The organism is Myxococcales bacterium (assembly GCA_022563535.1).
Taxonomy (GTDB): Bacteria; Myxococcota_A; UBA9160; order UBA9160; family UBA4427; genus DUBZ01.
The window spans coordinates 47,861-65,984 of the sequence record JADFNE010000016.1; the positions used below are offsets into that span (position 1 = coordinate 47,861).

Consider the following 18,124-nt stretch of genomic DNA (forward strand, 5'->3'; position numbering starts at 1 on the left):
CAAACGGAGCCCCCAGATGAAACCATTCCGCTTTGGAGTCCAGGCCGCCCAACTCCCCAGTGATCGCTGGGAAGATGCAGCGCGCCAGATCGAGGCCCTCGGCTATTCGACGCTGTTCTTTCCCGACCACTTCGGCAGCCAGTGGGATCCGATGACGGCGCTTCCCGCCATCAGCACTGCGACCGAAACACTCAACGTGGGTTCCCTCGTCTACGACATCGACTACCGACACCCGGTCATCTATGCCAAGGCCGCCGCGACGCTCCACGTACTCTCAGGGGGACGCTTCGAATTCGGCATCGGCGCAGGTTGGATGGAGACCGACTACGTCGAAGCTGGCCTGCATTACGACCGTGCCGGGGTGCGAATCTCTCGGCTCGACGAGGCGCTGCAGATCATTTTTTCAATGTGGCAGAACGAACGGACGAGCTTTGAGGGGGAGCACTACACGATTCGCGAGATCGCCCAGGCAGTCGCGTTGCCCGAGGGCCAGCGCCCCAAGGTCCTGATCGGCGGCGGTGGGAAACGCTTGCTAACCCTGGCCGGCCGCTACGCCGACATTGTGGGCATCAACCCGGCGCTCCCCGAAGGTCGGGTCACTAGCGCGACGCCGGCAGATTCTTCCCCCGAGCGCATCCGCGAAAAAGTCTCCTGGGTCCGCGAAGGGGCCATCGCAGCGGGACGAAACCCCGACGACATCGAACTCAATTCGCTGACCTTCGTGACTGCGATCGTGGATGACCCTTCGAGCGTTCGCGAGGCGATCGCCAAGTCGAGCGGGATGACGGTCGAGCAGGTTGCGGATTGCCCCCTGTTCCTGACGGGCTCGGCCAGTGAGATTCGCGATCGGCTCGAAAAACGACGCGAGGACACGGGCATCAGCTACACGGTGATTCAGGCGGGGGACGATGCACTGCTCGAAACTTTCGCCAAGGAAATCGTCGAACCCCTGACCCGCTGAGCGCTGAATTCAGACTCGAATCAGTCCTTCGTCAAAAAGTGGCGAACGAGTTCAAAGCGATCGTTGCCCCAGAACATCTTGTCTTCGACAAAGATCGTCGGGACTCCGAATACGCCCCGTTCAATGGCCTCTTTGGTGTCGATCTCGAGACGCGTCACCAACTCCTCGGACTCGGCACGCGCCAGGGCAGCGTCCGCATCGAGCCCGGCGTCTTTGAGCAGCGAATGAACCACTCCCGGGTCGGCGGGATCTCTCGGCTGTGCCCAGCGAGCGCGATACATCGGGCCGTGAAACTCATGAAAGCGTCCCTCGTCCTTCGCCACCAATGCCGCGCGCAACGACAGGCTGGTGTCGCTCTTCATGAACTCGCGCGCATTCGGTGAGATTTCGGCGCCACACAACTCGGCCCAGTGCAGCAGGCTCGCCATGTAGTCGGCGCGCTTGCGAGGCCCAGATTCTGGCGGCCGGCTGGGCTTTTCCTGGCCCTCGGGAGGTTCGATCAGCTTGCGGAGCCGGACGGGGCGAAAATCGATCTCGACGTCCAGGTCCCTAAAGTAGGCTTCGACTCGGCAACTGCCGAAGTAGGCCCAAGGTCAAGCGTAGTCGTAATAAAAGGGAATCGTGCGCATCGAATTTTTCCTCGGGTTGTCGGTTGGTTGTCGCTTGGTAATCGACGTGGTGCCCTCAGGCCTCCAAAGTCTTTCGTCCCGCCTCACTGCCTCGTCGGCTCAGTTCAATCAGTCGAACCGTGTGCGCGACCAGGGTCGGTCGTTCCGCGAGCATTACGGCACTTCCCGCCATCGGGCCGTCGCGCATCAACAGCAGCATCCCAAATACTGCGAGATCCGCAACGCTGAGCTGATCGGCGTAGAAATAGGGGCGGCTGCCGAGAAAGCCCACCAGGTCGTCCAGGCGAGCAGACAACTCTTCCGAAATAATTTCGGTCCCCGGAATGACCTCGTTTGCAGGCTCCGATTCGATTCCCATGCGCTCTTCGACGCGCTGGTGAATGCGGGTCAGGAGTCCCGGCGAGGAACGAGCCTGCTTTCGCTCGTGTTCATCCCTCGCTGTGCGCCAACGGTTCCAGTAAAAAGCAAAGCTCGCGTCGGACCAGATGGCCAGGCTCTCCTGTTGCCGACGAATCCGTGGCAGTGCGGAGAACAGTGAGGGCTCTGGAAATAGCTGCTCGAGCCAGACGAGAATTTCGCCCGATTCCGAGACTCGCTTTCCGTCCACCTCGAGTACCGGCAGGGTCTGCTTGTCCGGGCTCAGCCGCTTGATTTCCTCGGCATCGCTGACCTCGATGCGCCGATAGTCCACCCCCTTGAGCGCGAGCGCACACGCCACTTTTTCGGTGAAGGGGTTCAGGGCCTGGGAATAGAGATTGACGTTGGGCATTGGCATCTTGGGTCTAATTGATTCCGTCAATGCCAGTTGCGTTCTCGCCAGGCTGCGGAATCGGGGGTTGAAAATTGGAGTCTAGCTCGGGGTGCCCGTTTACGCGACGCCGCTGGGCCGAAGAACAAAGCCACCGGAGCGAAACTCGAAAATTCAGCGAATGGCGCCCGCTTGCTTCAGTTCCGCGATCGCAACGGCTTCGACGCCGAGTTCCATCAACACTTCGTCCGTGTGTTCGCCCAGGCGCGGAGCGTGTCGTTGGATCGAAGCGGGGGTGCGCTCGAAGCGGACCGGCGGGGAGAGGTACTGCACTGTTCCGAACCGCTCGTCCTCGCGGCGAACGACGCACTTGCGATGGACGGCCTGGGGATCGGCGAGAAAGTCGTCAATCGTATTGACTGGCGCAAAGGGCGCTCCTTCCTTGCGGGTCTTGGCGAGAAACTCGTCGGTCGGAATCTTCAGGATCTCTTCAGCGATCAGTGGCACCATCGCGCGCCAATTCTGGAAACGCTCGATCATCTTTTGGAAGCGCGAATCCACGGCGAGGTCCGGCCGATTGATGACCCGGCACAGCCCCGCATACTGATCGTCCTGAATGATCAGGCCCACGACGTGCCCGTCGGCGGTTTCCCAACTGCGGAAGAAGTCCTTGCCCACACTGACATCGTTGCGCAGCGGCGGATAGGAACGCTCCATCATGGATTCGGGGAGCGCAAACGCACTGTAGGCGTCGATCATCGCAATCTCGACTCGCTGGCCGCGCTTTTCGGGATCGCGCTCCCGGGCCAACAGCGCGGCGAGCACACCACCCAAGGCCGTGAGTGCCGTCGACTTGTCAGCCATTGCGCCCTGCACTAGCGCGGGGGGACCGTCACCGCCTTGTTCAGGCATCAAGCCGATCAAACCCTGGAGTACCTGGTCGTAGGCTGGCAATTCTGCGTAGGGTCCGTCACTACCGAAACCGCTGATGGCGACGTAGATGAGGCTCGGATTGAGTCGCGACATGACCTCGTACCCGAGTCCAAGTCGATTCATCACGCTGGGACGGAAGTTTTCGATCACGACATCGATCTGAGGCAACAGGTCGAGAATCATGTCGCGTCCGAGTTCGTTCTTGAGGTCGACCACAATGCTTCGCTTGTTGCGATTGAACTGCGAAAGAAAGCCAGAAAATCCCGGCTCGCGAAACGGCGCCCCACTGTGGCGACTTGGATCGCCGGAGGGCGATTCCACTTTGATCACGTCTGCCCCGAAATCGCCGAGGGACTGGGTGCACATGGGACCCGAAATCACTGTTGTGAAGTCGAGCACGCGAAGGCCTGAGCAGGGTCCCTGCGCTGCTTGCGATGAACCGTCTTTGCTCATGCGCCCTCCCCTTCGTCAATCAAGAACCCGATCAAGCACCTGGGTTCTACCCCTTTTCCACGAACAGTTGAGTTAAGCCTACTTCTTCTTGCCTGCGTTGTTCAGTCCTTCTTGCTCTCCTTGGATTGTGGAATCGTTCGATGTAGTCGAAGATATCTGCCCGTGCCTCAGCCCGCGTGCTGTGAAGATCAAGAGGAAAACGATGCGACGCAGAAAAAGAGAGCGCTTGGCCAGCAAAGCCGCCTAGACTGAAACTGAAAACTGTCTCCTAGGTAAACCCGTCGCGATCAGCAACATCACGCCCGGCCACAGAGTTCGTCAATTCTGGTCGAAGCGAAATCATGGCGACGCACGGGTTGCCGGGCGAAGGTGGGGAAGCGAGATGTCGGAGTTGGTGGTTGCGCCCGGTAGCACGGGACGCGCGATGAAGTGGGGCGCGGTCGGCCTGTTTACGCTTGTCTTGCTTGTATGGCTCGTGAGCTGCACGGGCACCCGGGTCAACATCCTGATCGTTTTGATCGACGACATCGGGCGCGAGAACATCTCATCCTATGGACTTGGGGCCCCTGATGCACCGCCAACGCCAACCATCTCAGCCTTGGCTGCCCGGGGAATGCGCTTCGACTACTTCCAGGCGAACCCGATCTGCAGCCCTTCCCGAGCAACCCTGCTAACTGGAAAAATACCGCGTCACCATGGCATGACGGCCAACGCCATGACCAAGAGATTCGATCGCACCCTGGCCGATCAACCGAGCTTTGCCGACGTGGCCCGGGACAATGGCTACTACACCTTCGTGCTTGGCAAGTGGCATCTGGCTGGCGATTCAGCCCCGATGACTCACCCGCTGAACTACGGATTCGACTACGCCGATGTCTCGCGCGCGAATCTGAAATCGTACTACCAATGGACGAGCTACCGAAACGGAACCGCGCACGAGGTCGATACATACGCCACGACCTACGTCACCGATCAAGCGATTGATCGCGTCCAGTCCGCGCGCGGACCCTGGCTGGGATTCGTTGCCTACCACGCGGCCCACGAATCCTTCCATGACCCTCCCAGCGAGCTGCTTTCGCGACCGCGCCCCCTGCTGAACAACGCCGAGCGCCATCGTGCGATGATCGAGGCCATGGACACCGAACTCGAACGGCTGCTCGCCGCGCTCCCAGCAAATACGCTCGTGTTCCTTCTGAGTGACAACGGTACGCCGAAGGCAGAGGACACCTTCTGGGGAGATGGACGAACCAAGGGGACCCCGTACCAGGGAGGCGTAACGGTTCCCGCGATCGTGTTTGGGCCGGGGGTCACAGTGGGGTCGAGTGATCGACTCGTGGGCTTGATCGACATCTACGCGACGATCGCCGAGTTGGTTGGCAGCACGCAGCCGATACCGGCGAACTCGCGTTCATTGATGAGCATTCTCGGCGGCGAAGATCAGCCACTGCATCGCTGGATGATGGTGGAGCGCCACGGCTATACCAAGGTATCGCGAGCAGCATGGTGGGGTCGCTGCTACAAGGGGATCACCTTTATCGATCCAAAATTTCCCGTCGCCACCGACTTTGCGCTCTTCGACGTGTGCAAGGACCCAGATGAGCGCAACGATTTGGCGCCCGGGCTGGGCGCCGATGGTGGAAGTTCGGCCAGTCCAACTCGAACGGCATTTCTGACGACTCGACATCTCTTGACCCAGACATTGGAATGTGTCGATTTCCTCGACAACGACGGCGACGGTTCGACGGATATGAGGGACGCCGAGTGCCAACTCGAGCCCTGGGCTCCCGAGGGTCGTCAGGCTTCACGTCCTGCCGATATTCCTGCCGATATAGTGGAGTAGGCATCTTGCTTTCTCTGCCAAGCAGACCTAGGGCATGATGATTCAGTGTTAGGCGACACACGCTCAAGTGCTCAATCAACCGCCATGCGTCTTACCCTCGCGCTGGGTCCACTCGAACCCTGATTTTGGTCGCCGTGTTTGCCGGCTGCTGTGATACGGCCGGCGACCTGGATCAGAACTACAAGTTGGCATGTTCTCAAGCCCGAGCGTCTCTGGCTAGATTCAACGGGTTCCGCGGTCACCACTCCAAGCTCCCCGATCAAGCACTCCGATGACGTTCGATCTGCAAAACCAGTGTTTCCTTCAAGAATTCGAGTTCGCGGTCCCGGGAACGCGCGGGCTTGGGTTCGAGCATTCGGGTCGTCGCCAGGCCGGAGAACACCGACACCGCGTAGAGCATGATCTCGATGGTCTGCTGACTCGACGGATCACTCTCGGGGAAATAGCGAGACCAGATGCGATGCCATTCCCCCAACATCTCTCGCTGCCACGGCGGTTCGATTTCGTCGGGCAAATTGAGCAGGATCTCGAAGGTCGATCGGTAGAGCGGACTGGAGAAGTGGATCCAGCTCCGCTCGACAAATAGTGCCACGCGTTTTTCGAGACCTTGGCCTTCGGGGACCTGGCCGAGGGTCTCCGCAAAGCGGTGGAAGGATTCCTCCAGCACCGCCTTCAAGATGCCGTTTTTGTCCCCGAAATGATGTTGCACCGCTCCCCAGGTCACCCCCGCTCGCCGGGAGATCTCGACCGCAGTCGCGCGCGTGAAGCCGATATCAGAAATGGCCTCGACCACTGCGGCCATCACTCGCTCGCGAGTTTCCGCTGTGCGTTCGGCGTGGGTGCGTCGCGCTCGCACCGGCGGCGGCTTTTTTGCGCGCGGACTCAACGGCGCCACTCATCGTCGACGTTGTACAGGCGTGCCATCGACTGTGAAACCAACGAACCCACCGGCAATGCGACCCCCGCCTGGCGAGCCAGCTGTAGCGCCCATGCCAGATCCTTTTCGGCGATCTTCATATGGCCGCGCATCAATTTCTGGAAGCCCTCGCTCTTGCGCGCCTCTTCTGGAATTTTGTGTCCTGCGAGGAAGGAGAGCATCATTTCTGTGATCTGGCCGTTTGAACGACCCGCCTCCTCCAGAACTTCCTGAGGCAGGCCGATCGCGCGCGCCAGGGCCATCGACTCGTACGCGGCCGACCATTGGATGTACGTAATGAGATTGATGCAGAGCTTCAACTTGGCGCCGTTGCCGAGTTCTCCCGCGTGCACGATTGGCACTTCACTCGTGGCTTCGAAATAGGGGCGCGCTTTTTCGACCGCGGCATCCGATCCGCCGACCAGGTAGGTGATCTGTTTGGTCAGCGCGCGCGCCTGGCCGCCGGTCACGCACGCATCCAACACCGCGACGTCTCTTTCGGACGCCGCCATTGCAACTTTGTTGGCAGTCTCTGGAAGCACGGTGCTATGAATCAAGATCACGCTTCCCGCTTTCATCCCGCTCAACAGTCCATCTTCGCCGAGGACGACGTCGATGACGTGGGAGTCTTCGGGAACACAGATCCCGACGAGCTCGGCATTGGCACCCACCTCCCGGGGCGATCCGGCCGCCTTCGCGCCACCGGCGACCAACTCCTGTACCGGCGCTTCGACGATGTCGAACACCGTCGTCTCGAATCCTGCCGGGGCCAGATGCCCCGCAATCGGCAGACCCTGGTTGCCCAACCCGATAAAGCCAACTCGAAGCGTCATCGACACTGTCCTTTTTCATGCGGCCGCGGACGGGCCATCGATGGGTCCGTCACCGTCGTTCCGGTCATCAAACCCTATCATAATTTACCTTGCAAGCGCATTGCAAATTGGATACGGTCGTCTCGACGCTTGAATACTCACTTTCTGCGCAAGGCTCCATTGCGCTGACAGCCAAGGTCTGAGGATCAATCAATTGCCCCTGTCCCCCCTCGCTCCCGAAACCCGAAATCTGATCGACGGTGAATTGTGTCACGCCAGCAACGGCAACACGTTCGATAATCTGAATCCGACCACAGGACAGATACTCGGGCAGGCCGCAGACGGCACCAAGGACGACATGCTCCGCGCGGTCGAAGTCGCGCGCCGCGCCTTCGACGAAACCGATTGGTCTGTCGACCCTGAATTTCGCAGCCGCTGCCTGCGACAACTCTATGAAGGGTTGGTCGAAGAGAAAGAACAGCTTCGCGCAATCGTCGTCCACGAGGCCGGCGCACCCATTTCCTTGACCCCCTACATGCACGTGGACGATCCGATCGAGATGATGTCCTACTGGGCAGATCTCACCGCCTCGTATGAGTACGAAATCCGCATGCCCGACGTGCCCTTCTTGGGCAAGCCCCAGGGCCGCTTGCTGCGCAAGGAGGCGGCCGGCGTAGTCGGGGCCATCACACCCTGGAACGTGCCGCTGTATCTCAATATCGCCAAGATCGGCCCGGCACTGGGAGCGGGCTGCACCCTCGTGCTCAAGCCGGCGCCCGACACACCGTGGTCGGCGACGCATATCGGCAAGATCGTCGCGGAGAAGACCGACATTCCCGCAGGCGTATTCAACATCGTCGCCTCCTCGGATCACATGACCGGCGAGATCCTGTCCTCGGATCCGCGCATCGATCTGGTGTCGTTTACGGGCTCGACCGCGACCGGGCGGCGCATTATGGAATCTGCCGCGCCCACGGTGAAGAGTGTGTTCCTCGAGCTGGGCGGCAAGTCCGCAAACATCGTGCTCGACGACGCCGACCTGGCAGCGGTACTTCCCGGGGCCGCCATGACGTGTGTCCATGCTGGACAGGGCTGCGCGATCACCACCCGCCTGCTGGTCCCCCGTGCTCGCTACGACGAAGCCATCGAGATCCTCATCGGGGCCTTTGAAAATTGGAACTACGGCGACCCCACCAACCCAGCCAATCTTCAAGGCCCCCAGATCAGCAAGCGTCAGCAAGAGCGGGTGCTGCGCTACATCGAAATAGGAAAGCGAGATGGAGCGCGCTGCGTGGTCGGGGGCGGCAAGCCGAGCGGTGACCTCGGAGACAAGGGGTGTTTTGTCGAACCGACTCTGTTCGTCGATGTAGATCCCGACTCGACGATCGCTCAGGAAGAAATCTTTGGCCCCGTGCTCTGCGTGATTCCCTACGAGGATGACGATGATGCCGTGCGCATCGCGAACAATTCCGAGTACGGGCTTTCGGGCGCCGTTCAGACAAATGACATCGAACGCGGGATCGCGGTAGCGCGCAGAATTCGCGCGGGAACCCTGTCGGTCGCGGGCGCTCAGTGGTTCCATCCCGACACGCCATTTGGCGGCTACAAGCAAAGTGGTGTAGGACGCGAAAACGGAGTGATGGGATTCGAAAGCATGCTCGAAACCAAGGTGATCGCCATCCCTGCAGACTCGACAGTGGGCAAGTGAGTAGTCAAGCGAGTACCCCGAGCGAATCGGAGCCCCTGGCTCCGTCGCGGGCCGCGCATCCAGGAGGGCGGGCGCCGCCGGTGCTGTCCCGTTCCCGACCGCTGATCGGCCATCTGGGCGAGTTGCGCCGCGATCCGATCGGATTGTTTCAACGGGTGCGCGACGAACTTGGAGAAATCGGAGAAATCAATTTCGCGGGCAACCGCGTGGTAATGATGATCGGAGAGGAGGCGCAAGAGGCCTTCTTCCGCGGAAGTGACGAACAACTCGATCAGGCGGCCGCCTATCCCTTCATGACCCCGATCTTTGGCAAGGGCGTGGTCTTCGACGGCACTCCCGAACAACGCAAGCAGGCGATTCGCAACCAGTCCCTCACCGCAAAATTCATGAAAGGGCACGCCGAGACGATCTCCGGCGAAGTCCATCGCATGATCGAGCGGCTCGGCGATGAAGGCGAGATCGACTTGCTCGACTTCTTTTCCGAACTCACGATCTACACCTCGAGCGCCTGCTTGATCGGCAAGGAGTTTCGGGAAGAGTTGACGCCGGAATACTTCCAGGCATTTTACGAGTTGGAGAAGGGAACCGACGCGATCGCATACGTGAACGCCAACCTTCCGCTACCAGCATTTCGCGCGAGAGACCGCGCGCGCCGGCGCCTGGTCAGTCTGCTCACCGATGTATTCGAGCGGCGACGTCAGAATCCAAACGCGAAACGCGAATTGTTCGATGTGCTGCTCACCCTCGAGGACGAGCACGGTGAGCCCCGATACCCGATCGACAAGATTACCGGCATGTTCATCTCACTCATGTTCGCGGGGCACCATACGACTTCGGGCAGCGCAGCCTGGACCCTGATCGAACTGCTCAAGAACCCTCACATCATGAAGGACGTCGTCAGCGAACTCGACGAACTCTACGCAGATGGGCGCGATGTGAGCTATCAGGCCCTGCGAGAGATCCCCGCCCTCGAACATTCGATCCTCGAAGCCCTGCGCATGCATCCTCCGCTGATCATCTTGATGCGAAAGGTGATGTACGACTTCCACTACAAAGGTTTCACGATCGCCGCTGGCAAACTCGTGGCCGTATCGCCTTCGATTTCGAATCGAATGCCCGAGTGCTTTCCCGACCCCGACCGCTACGACCCGAGCCGCTACGAGCACTGGCGCGAAGAAGACAAGCAGAACTTTGCCTGGATCCCCTTCGGCGCGGGCCACCACCGTTGTGTCGGATCGGCGTTCGCGATGATGCAGCTCAAGGCAATTTTCAGTGAGCTGTTGCGCCACTACGATTTTGAATTGTCCCAGCCGCACGCGAGCTACGAGAACGACCATTCGAAGATGGTGGTCCAGTTGAAACAACCGTGCCGGGCCCGCTACCGCCGGCGGCGAACGATCGCAGTTGCAAGCGCCAGTCGTTCGCAGGCCAAGCAAGAACCCCTGGCCCCCGGAGCCTTTCGGATCTGCGTCAATATGGACCTCTGTCAGGGCCACGGCGTCTGCGTGGGGGAAGCGCCCGAGATCTTCGAAGTCGAACGCGAAGACAACAAGGTCGTGCTGAAGAAACGTGATCACGGCGAAGAACAACGCGCGCGGGTTGAACTCGCCGTAGAGCATTGCCCCACACGCGCGTTGTCTATCGAAACAGATGATTGAATGAGCCAGAGGAGACGAAATGCCCGCATTCCCCCGAGACGAAATGGAAGAAATGGTAGACCGCTGGGTTGCGGCCAATAACGCTGCTGGCAGTAGTGGCGACTGGTCGAAGATGTCTGAATTTTATACCGAAGACGCCGTGTACAGCTGGAACATGGGTCCCAATTGGGAGTTCGTCGCCCGGGGACGCAAACAGATTCACGAAACAGCCTTTGGTTCGGAAATGAGTGGACTCGAGCACTGGACCTATCCCTACGTGCGGCGCCTGATCGACGATCAGAAGGGAGAGTTCCTCGGAATCTGGCGTCAGATCGCGCCGATCGAGGATCCCGATGGTGATCCGTACGAGATTCACGGCACGGGCGGCAGTTGGTTTCGTTACGCGGGTGACTTCAAATGGTGCTGGCAGCGAGACTTCTTTGACCACGGAAATGCTGGCGCGGTGTTTGGCGCCATGATGAAGAACGGCGACCTGAGCGAACGCATGCAAGAACGCATGAAGGCGGGTAGCAAGATGCCTGGATGGACCCGGCGCTCGGAGTTCGACTGGTTTACGACCCTCGAAGATCCAGACGCCTAGAGACGCAACCGCAGTGGTTGAAATCGTGGTTCGAAATCCTCTGCGTCTTCGCCTGCAACGGGAGACTCATGACATTGCTTGACGATTACTCCGGGCCATTCGATCCCGACGTGGGTCTGGGCAGTTTTTCGCGCCAGACCCTCGCCCACCTCGGGCGCGAGTTCCTGCTGAGCGGTCATTTGCAGGATCGCGTCGGACTCCCGCTGGTCGCCAAGCTTCTGGGCGGTCAGTCCTACGTCGATTTTGCGATCGAAGAATGGATGGGCGCGAGTCCGATCTATTCGCAGCGCATGCAACGGGCGATGAATTTCGAGGGGCATGACGTCGGGACCGTGTTCAAGAATCTACAGCTCGACATTGGCGCCCCGCACCAATTCATGGATTTTCAGTTCCGCCTGGATCGCCCGGACTATGGCGAATTTTGGCTGCCTCACTGCGGAGCCCTGCTCGACGTCGAACCCTTCGGCGAGAAACGGGTCAAGCTCATGTGTCACAACATCGAAGACCCCACCTTTGATGCCACCGCCGCCGCCACTCACCCGTGCATGAAGATGCGTCCTATCCACCGCCCACCCCGCTCCCCCGCTGACCGAGTTCCCCATTGTCGCTGGTCGGTGTCGATCGGAGACGAAGCGGAACCCTTCGAGCAGCATCCCAATCTCGAAATCGTGCGAAAATCAAAAATTGCAAGCGTGCCCGTACTCATTCCCGCCGCCGACTCTGAGCCCGGCGGAAAACTCGACTACTCGGGCCCCTTCGACCCCGGGTTCCAACTCGAAGATCTCGCTCATCGGGCGCTCGTTGTCGTATGCCAGGAGTTTGCCGTACAGAGTCACCTGCTGACCCGGGCCTTCATGCTCTGCGCCGCACAACGAAAAAGTGACTCGGTTGCCATGGATCTGGGAAGCGCCCAGTGGACAGGCATTGCCGCTTTGACCGCAGAGCGACTCGCGAAACAACTCCAGATCACCGGTGATTCGATTGAAGACGTGGCCAAGATTTTTCAACTTCATCCCTGTTTCTTTCCGCGCAGCTATGTGGATTTCCGCGTGGAGATCACAGGACCCTTGCGCGCTCGAATCTCGCTTGGAGACTGTCCGGCATTCGAAGAGGGTGACCCCTACTCGTGGTTCGCAGGTCTCGCTTGCGAACCCCACCGCGCGTTGGATGCGATCGCCGGCGTGATCAATCCCCGAGCACGCTGCCACCCGGTGCCAGATCCCGTAGACTCGCGATTCGCCTGGGACGTCGTCATCGATCCGAATTCTGCGCCGCAAGAACCACCCAAAGAGCTAGCGCTCGCCAAGCTCAGTCGCGGCGCGACCTTTGAATTCGAACAGCGACGGCACTGAACCGAAGGGAAGTTGTGGATTTCTGCATCGCCGTCGCTTACATCGATCCCAGTGAACTCTGCGACATTGCGCGCAGCGCGGAAGCTGCTGGGTTCGGGGGCATCGTCGTCTCCGATCACGTTTTCTATCCCGAGGAACTCCGCACCCCCTATCCCTACACCTCCCACGGCCGCCCACGCTGGCAAGTCGATACACCGTGGCCCGACCCGTTGATCGCCATAGGCGCGATGGCTGCCGTCACCGAGCGCATTCGTTTCATCTCGAGCGTCTACCTGCTCGGATTACGACATCCGGTGCTCGCCGCAAAGAGTGTGACGACCACGGCAGTGATGTCCCAAAACCGCCTGATCCTCGGTGTGGGCGCGGGATGGATGCGCGAAGAATTCGATCTGCTCGGCCAGTCGTTTGCCGGACGCGGTCGACGACTCGACGAAGCGATCGAAGTACTGCGCAAACTGTTCGCCGGTGGCATGGTCGAACACCACGGAGAGTTCTACGACTTCGATCGAATTCAGATGAGTCCCGTGCCGGACCGGCCCGTGCCAATCTACGGCGGTGGCGTTTCGGAACCCGCCCTGCGCCGAGCCGCCACGTTGTGCGACGGCTGGGCTTCTGAAATCCAAACCACCGAAGAGCTCGACATCATCATGGGCAAACTTCGGGCCTATCGGAGCGATTCGCCAAAAGCAGACGAACCCCTGGGAATCTGCGCGGCGCTTCGCGACGTCTACGACGTCGATGGGTATCGCAGCATGGCAGAGCGAGGCGTAACCGAACTCATCACCGTGCCCTGGCTCTTCTACGGCGATGCCAGCCAGAGTTGCACGCAGAAATGCGACGGGATCCGTCGCTTTGCAGACGAAGTCATCAGCAAGCTCTAGCCGGGCAAGGACGCCAAGCTCCAACTAGACGCGGGGTCGCGTCCACAAACGCGCATTCCCTGCCAGCGGTGTAATCGAGTACAGCGAACTCGCGCAGACACCCTCCACTCGCAACTCCCCGCAAGACCGCTCCGGGGATGCGCAGCCGGGTTGCAATAGCCCGCCATATTTACAGCCTGGGTTGACACCCTTGTCCTCCACTCGGCCACTCACCTTCAATTCCCAATATGCCCTAGGTGATGTCGGTGTTTCGCAGTAGATCTCTATCCGTTGTTTTGATTGCGGCCATTCTGTTTCTGAGCTCGCTCGGCCTGTCCGGCTGCGGGAACCAGGGTGGCGCGTCTCGCGCCGGGTCGAGCGGCGCCGAATCAGATCGCCTGGGTGATGCCGCCGAAGATCGATCCCGTCCGGTCCCCACCGCTGCGAGCACCCAAGCCTCTCAGGCACCCGTCACGATCGGTGCAGCATCACTTGGCCCGAGTGAAATCAGCGATCTCATTGCGCTCCGCAAGCAGCAGGTGCTCGAGGCCTATCTCGACTCGCCCTCCCCCTCGCCGAACTCCAACAACCCATACGACCGCTGCTGGGTACGCGCCGCATACTCACTTGCCGCCTTCAAATCCGGTTCGGGCACCGCCCTCGCAGAACAATACATTCGCGAAATTCGCAGCGAGTTCAGGTTCAGCGATGACGCTACTCTCGGCGACCCTCCGTGCTACTTCGCCATTCCCCTCATCTGGCGCAACTACCTCGATCCCGAGTCCCATGCGCGACTGAGCGAGGCGAACCGAGAAGACCTGCTTGAAATCATGTGGAGCTTCGTATATTCCCGGAGCAAAGTCGCGGATGCCCAGGGTTCTGTCTGGGTCATCACAATGAGCGAAAACCACGACGCGCTTCAAAAGTCAGCCTACCTCCTCGCCAGCCGCGCCCTCATGGAAGCCGGGTATCCATACGGCCCGGATACCCTGCTGGCCGACGGGGAAGATCTCGAGACCCACTATCTGACCTGGCTGGATTATTGGTACGAGTATTTCAAAGAACGTGCGCTCGAAGGCATCAGCAACGAAGTCGCTTCTCCAACCTACGAGAAGTACACCTTGTCTGCCTACTACGGCGTCCGCGATTTCGCCGGAGACACAGCCCTCGAATCTCGCGCAACCGATTTCCTCGCGCTTTATTGGGCAGACGTCGCTCAAGATTTCTTGCCCGGTGCGAATGTGCGCGGAGGCGCTGCCACCCGGGCATACAAGAACGCGTATCTGACGAGAGGCTCCCGCCAATCCACGCGAGACTGGCTCTACATCTACCAATGGCATGACGAGTTCAGCGGCCGTCCACACCCCATGACACTGATCGCGGCGAGTAGTCCCTACAACCCCCCCGACATCGTTCGCTATCAGGCGACTAGCCGCGATCGCTCACACATCTATACATCTCGCCGCTACGGCATGGGGACCTCGACTTACATCGATGGACTGCTCTCCTATCCCATCCGCTTCGACGGCGAGCACGGTTCGCGAATCCTGCGCATAACCCACGTCACTAAAGACTACGCATTGGGCGCGATGAGCTACTCGTCGTCCCACAGCTACAACGGCCTGACGGGCCAGAACCGCTCGATGGGCGTTCAGTTCGCAAGCGGCCCCGACGACCTAATCGTCATTCATGGGCGCGGGCTCGACGACAATGGACGGATCGGCTTCAACGAAATCAACGGACTGGTCAGCGAGGGCGTATTGGTCGTTGCCCGCGACCCGTCCGTCACGCGCTCTGGCGCGACTCGAGTCTTTATCTCCAACGGAGCGCTGTGGAACAACCGGGTGGTCCGGAACGGTTGGTTCTTCACTCGCGCCGGAGATGCCTACTGCGCAATTCGCATGCCCGACGCGGGTTATGCTGTCCGCAGCGTCGGCGAAGGAAAGATGCTCGATCAAATCGACAGTTGGACGCCGATCGTCGTCCAGATGGGACAGGCGCGTCACTACGCCAGCTTCCAGGCATTCCAGGACTCGGTACTTCAGAACGAGCTAGCCGTCGAACGCGAAAACAGGCCGATCACGAAGGGAACTCTCTCGTCCGATCGCTACGCACTGATTCAGAGCGAACTCAGCTACCGGACTGAAGCGGGGGATGCTCTCGTGGTCCACAGCCACGGCCGCACTAGCTCGACAATCAACGAAATCCCACTCGATCTCGCGCCGAGCAAGACGTATTCGAGCCCGTATCTGTCCAACGTCTATGGAAGCGATACCATTGAACTCAGTCATCCACTGTTCGAAACTTTGCTTCTGGACTACTCCGACTGATAGCCTTGTCCGCGGACGATCTATAGAACGACCAGCAAATAGATTACGGCGATTCCCAGCTGAACCAATGCATAGGGCAACGCCCGCCCTACGAAGCCCGCAAAGGACAGCGTGATTCCGCTCTTGTGGATGATCGTTACGGCCACCAGGGTCGATGCTGAACCGATCGGGGTGATGTTGCCACCCAGGTTCGCACCGAAGATGACTGCCCACCAATACGGCGAGTCCGCAGCGAGATCGAGTCCGCCCAAGATACTTGCGAGCATTGCGGCCAGCGGGATGTTGTCGGTGACGGAACTCGCCGCCGCGGAGGCCACGAGCAAGACTCCGGGCCCCGTGCTCTCGCCCATGTTCAGGATCGGCATCAGGAATTGACCAATCAAATGCAGCACCTGGGCGTGTTCCATCACGTTGATGACGATGAACAGCGCCGCAAAGAAGCCGAGCAGATCCCAGTCGATTTCACGATAGAACCGGTCTGCGGTGGCCTTGTGTTGGAGCAACGCAAGAATGGCAAATGAGAGCGCCACGTAGCCCATTCCGAGATCATTCAGCAGGGTGTCGGGGATGGACGCACTCGCAATGACGACGATGAACGCCATCAACGAAAATGCACCCACCCAGAATCGCCACGGCGATTCAATGCCGTCGTTCTCGTCGAAACCGGACACCATGCGAAGCGCTTCGGCCCGCTCTTCGTCACCGGCTAGCCGGTGAATTCCAAACAACTTCGCGCCCATTGCAATGGTGATCGCAGTCGTGACAACGACATAGGGTGCTGCAGCGATAAAGAATTCGGCAAAGCTGATACCGGCTGCATTGCCGACGATGATGTTTGGCACCGAACTGATCAGCGTAAGCAGGCCGCCCACATTGGTCAAAAGTCCTTCGATTAATAGAAACCCGAGCAGCTTGTCTGAAATTTTCAGGCGGCGCAGAGAAACGCCCGTCAACGAGCCCACGATGATCATTGCTGTGACGTTGTTGAGCACCGCAGAGAACAGCACGGTCATCGTCCCGTAGGCGACGAGAAGAATGAGCGGATCGCCCTTGGAAGCCTTGGTGAGCCGCAGCGCGATCCAGGTAAAGAGTCCGGACTTTGCCGTGACATCCACGAACAGCGACGACCCCAATATGATCGAGATCACACCCCAGTCGATCGCCGGAATGTAGATGGGCAGGTGGATGGCCGTCTCACCGACTTGCAGATACATCTCCGAAAATGGCAACAGTCCGAACAAGCCGCCGAGCAGCAGCGAGATGACCGCGAAGACGCCCACGATGACGGACTTTTTCGCGTGAAGCTTCTCTTCCAACGCCAGGCACAGAATCATCGACACGAGCAGGCCGGCAAAGAACAACGTGACGCCGGTAGATACCTCATGACTAACAGCGGTCATCACAGGGTCAGTCATCACAACACAATCTCATTTCAACATCTCATATATCATCATCTCATATCAACAACAGCGGTATAGCCCGCAGTTCCACAGCGAGGGAGTAAGCCTGTCCCTGCATTGCAGGCTGGCCGCCTTCCCATGTATTGAGCACGAGCAGATCACAGCGATGGTCTTCGACGAGTCGCCGGTATTCCGCCACGCGGTCACCCATCTCTACGATGGCTTCGAGTTTGACGGGCAAAGCCCTTGCTTCGATCTCCCTGCGGCATGATTCGATGTAGTCCGCCGGTTCCTTGAGCAGCTGCGCCTCGACCAGCTGCCGCACGTCGTCGGTTTCAATCTCTGAAATTTTTTCGACTGCAGACACGAATTGAGCGAACTGTCGTCGGCTCTCGATATGCGTGAGCCAACAAGTTCCCGACGGTGCCGTGAATCGCAGCGCGTAGTTGACCAGGCGCGCATCCGCCGTCAGATGATTCGTTATGGCCATTACGGTGTCTGTATTTGCAATGGTGTGCGGAAGCGCGTAGTTCGCTTCGGGGTGTGGCAGAACGAGTATTGGAAACGGGGTCACTTGCAAAAGTACGTCGAGGTACTCCCCAAGGCCGTGCGGCCACTGCCATGCATTCGAATGCAGGTGCCGATAGGTCACGACCAGATCGGGAGCCTCCTCCTCGATCCGCCCCAGCAAGTCCCCGACACTCGCATAATCCGGCCCGCCGACGTGACGCCACTCCGGATCATCGCCGAGCACGGACAAGAAGGTGCGCAGGTGGGAGAGCAGGGGCGCAGCTTCGGCGTCACTCAAATCCGTCACGACCACGACACGGGACAGTTCGATCCGACTGAATTCGTAGACGGGCTTGTCGGCTGACTTGAATACGGATTCGAAGGTATCGAGTTTGGTCATCTCGGTGCAGATCGTACCGAACTCGTCACCACCG

General features: G+C 59.6%; 15 protein-coding genes. 8 read left to right on the plus strand and 7 right to left on the minus strand.

What is annotated here, in order from left to right; all coding sequences use genetic code 11:
- Positions 1 to 16: 16 nt before the first annotated feature.
- Positions 17 to 961, plus strand: a complete 945-nt coding sequence (locus IH881_07325; protein MCH7867494.1) for a TIGR03621 family F420-dependent LLM class oxidoreductase — start codon at positions 17 to 19, stop codon at positions 959 to 961.
- A 20-nt stretch (positions 962 to 981) separates the two neighbouring features.
- Here the strand turns inward: IH881_07325 and IH881_07330 are convergent, their stop codons facing one another.
- The 3 genes from IH881_07330 to IH881_07340 form a co-directional block, all read right to left on the minus strand.
- Positions 982 to 1,506, minus strand: coding sequence for a DsbA family protein (locus IH881_07330; protein ID MCH7867495.1), 525 nt, complete (start codon positions 1,504 to 1,506; stop codon positions 982 to 984).
- A gap of 139 nt (positions 1,507 to 1,645) precedes the next feature.
- Complete coding sequence (locus tag IH881_07335) at positions 1,646 to 2,389, minus strand: glutathione S-transferase family protein (protein ID MCH7867496.1); 744 nt, start codon at positions 2,387 to 2,389, stop codon at positions 1,646 to 1,648.
- A gap of 123 nt (positions 2,390 to 2,512) precedes the next feature.
- Entirely contained in the window at positions 2,513 to 3,724 is a 1,212-nt protein-coding gene (locus IH881_07340) for a CoA transferase (protein ID MCH7867497.1), read from the minus strand.
- 382 nt (positions 3,725 to 4,106) lie between these two features.
- Here IH881_07340 and IH881_07345 point away from each other — a divergent pair, with 382 nt between their 5' ends.
- Complete coding sequence (locus IH881_07345) at positions 4,107 to 5,564, plus strand: sulfatase-like hydrolase/transferase (protein MCH7867498.1); 1,458 nt, start codon at positions 4,107 to 4,109, stop codon at positions 5,562 to 5,564.
- Between the two features lie 259 nt (positions 5,565 to 5,823).
- Here the strand turns inward: IH881_07345 and IH881_07350 are convergent, their stop codons facing one another.
- Together IH881_07350 and IH881_07355 are read right to left on the minus strand one after the other, a co-directional pair.
- Positions 5,824 to 6,450, minus strand: coding sequence for a TetR/AcrR family transcriptional regulator (locus IH881_07350; GenBank protein MCH7867499.1), 627 nt, complete (start codon positions 6,448 to 6,450; stop codon positions 5,824 to 5,826).
- Positions 6,447 to 7,313 carry an NAD(P)-dependent oxidoreductase gene (locus IH881_07355; protein ID MCH7867500.1) on the minus strand — a complete coding sequence of 289 codons (867 nt, stop codon included), beginning with the start codon at positions 7,311 to 7,313 and terminating at the stop codon, positions 6,447 to 6,449. The genes IH881_07350 and IH881_07355 overlap by 4 nt, the downstream gene beginning before the upstream one ends.
- 184 nt (positions 7,314 to 7,497) lie before the next feature.
- On the opposite strand from IH881_07355, the gene IH881_07360 reads away from it, so the two are divergent.
- The 6 genes from IH881_07360 to IH881_07385 all read left to right on the plus strand — a co-directional run bounded on the left by IH881_07360 (position 7,498) and on the right by IH881_07385 (position 15,780).
- On the plus strand, positions 7,498 to 9,000 hold the full coding sequence (locus tag IH881_07360) for an aldehyde dehydrogenase family protein (GenBank protein MCH7867501.1): 1,503 nt from the start codon (positions 7,498 to 7,500) through the stop codon (positions 8,998 to 9,000).
- A gap of 80 nt (positions 9,001 to 9,080) precedes the next feature.
- Positions 9,081 to 10,658: a cytochrome P450 gene (locus IH881_07365; protein ID MCH7867502.1), complete on the plus strand. Its 1,578-nt coding sequence runs from the start codon at positions 9,081 to 9,083 to the stop codon at positions 10,656 to 10,658.
- 19 nt (positions 10,659 to 10,677) lie between these two features.
- Positions 10,678 to 11,238, plus strand: coding sequence for a nuclear transport factor 2 family protein (locus IH881_07370; GenBank protein MCH7867503.1), 561 nt, complete (start codon positions 10,678 to 10,680; stop codon positions 11,236 to 11,238).
- Between the two features lie 68 nt (positions 11,239 to 11,306).
- Positions 11,307 to 12,590, plus strand: coding sequence for a hypothetical protein (locus IH881_07375; protein ID MCH7867504.1), 1,284 nt, complete (start codon positions 11,307 to 11,309; stop codon positions 12,588 to 12,590).
- A gap of 14 nt (positions 12,591 to 12,604) precedes the next feature.
- Positions 12,605 to 13,471, plus strand: a complete 867-nt coding sequence (locus tag IH881_07380) for a TIGR03619 family F420-dependent LLM class oxidoreductase (protein MCH7867505.1) — start codon at positions 12,605 to 12,607, stop codon at positions 13,469 to 13,471.
- Positions 13,472 to 13,716: 245 nt separating this feature from the next.
- Complete coding sequence (locus IH881_07385; protein MCH7867506.1) at positions 13,717 to 15,780, plus strand: hypothetical protein; 2,064 nt, start codon at positions 13,717 to 13,719, stop codon at positions 15,778 to 15,780.
- A gap of 20 nt (positions 15,781 to 15,800) precedes the next feature.
- Here IH881_07385 and IH881_07390 read toward each other — a convergent pair whose 3' ends face one another.
- Both IH881_07390 and IH881_07395 read right to left on the minus strand, forming a co-directional pair.
- Positions 15,801 to 17,195, minus strand: a complete 1,395-nt coding sequence (locus IH881_07390) for a hypothetical protein (GenBank protein ID MCH7867507.1) — start codon at positions 17,193 to 17,195, stop codon at positions 15,801 to 15,803.
- A gap of 40 nt (positions 17,196 to 17,235) precedes the next feature.
- Complete coding sequence (locus tag IH881_07395) at positions 17,236 to 18,090, minus strand: hypothetical protein (GenBank protein MCH7867508.1); 855 nt, start codon at positions 18,088 to 18,090, stop codon at positions 17,236 to 17,238.
- Positions 18,091 to 18,124 lie beyond the last annotated feature (34 nt).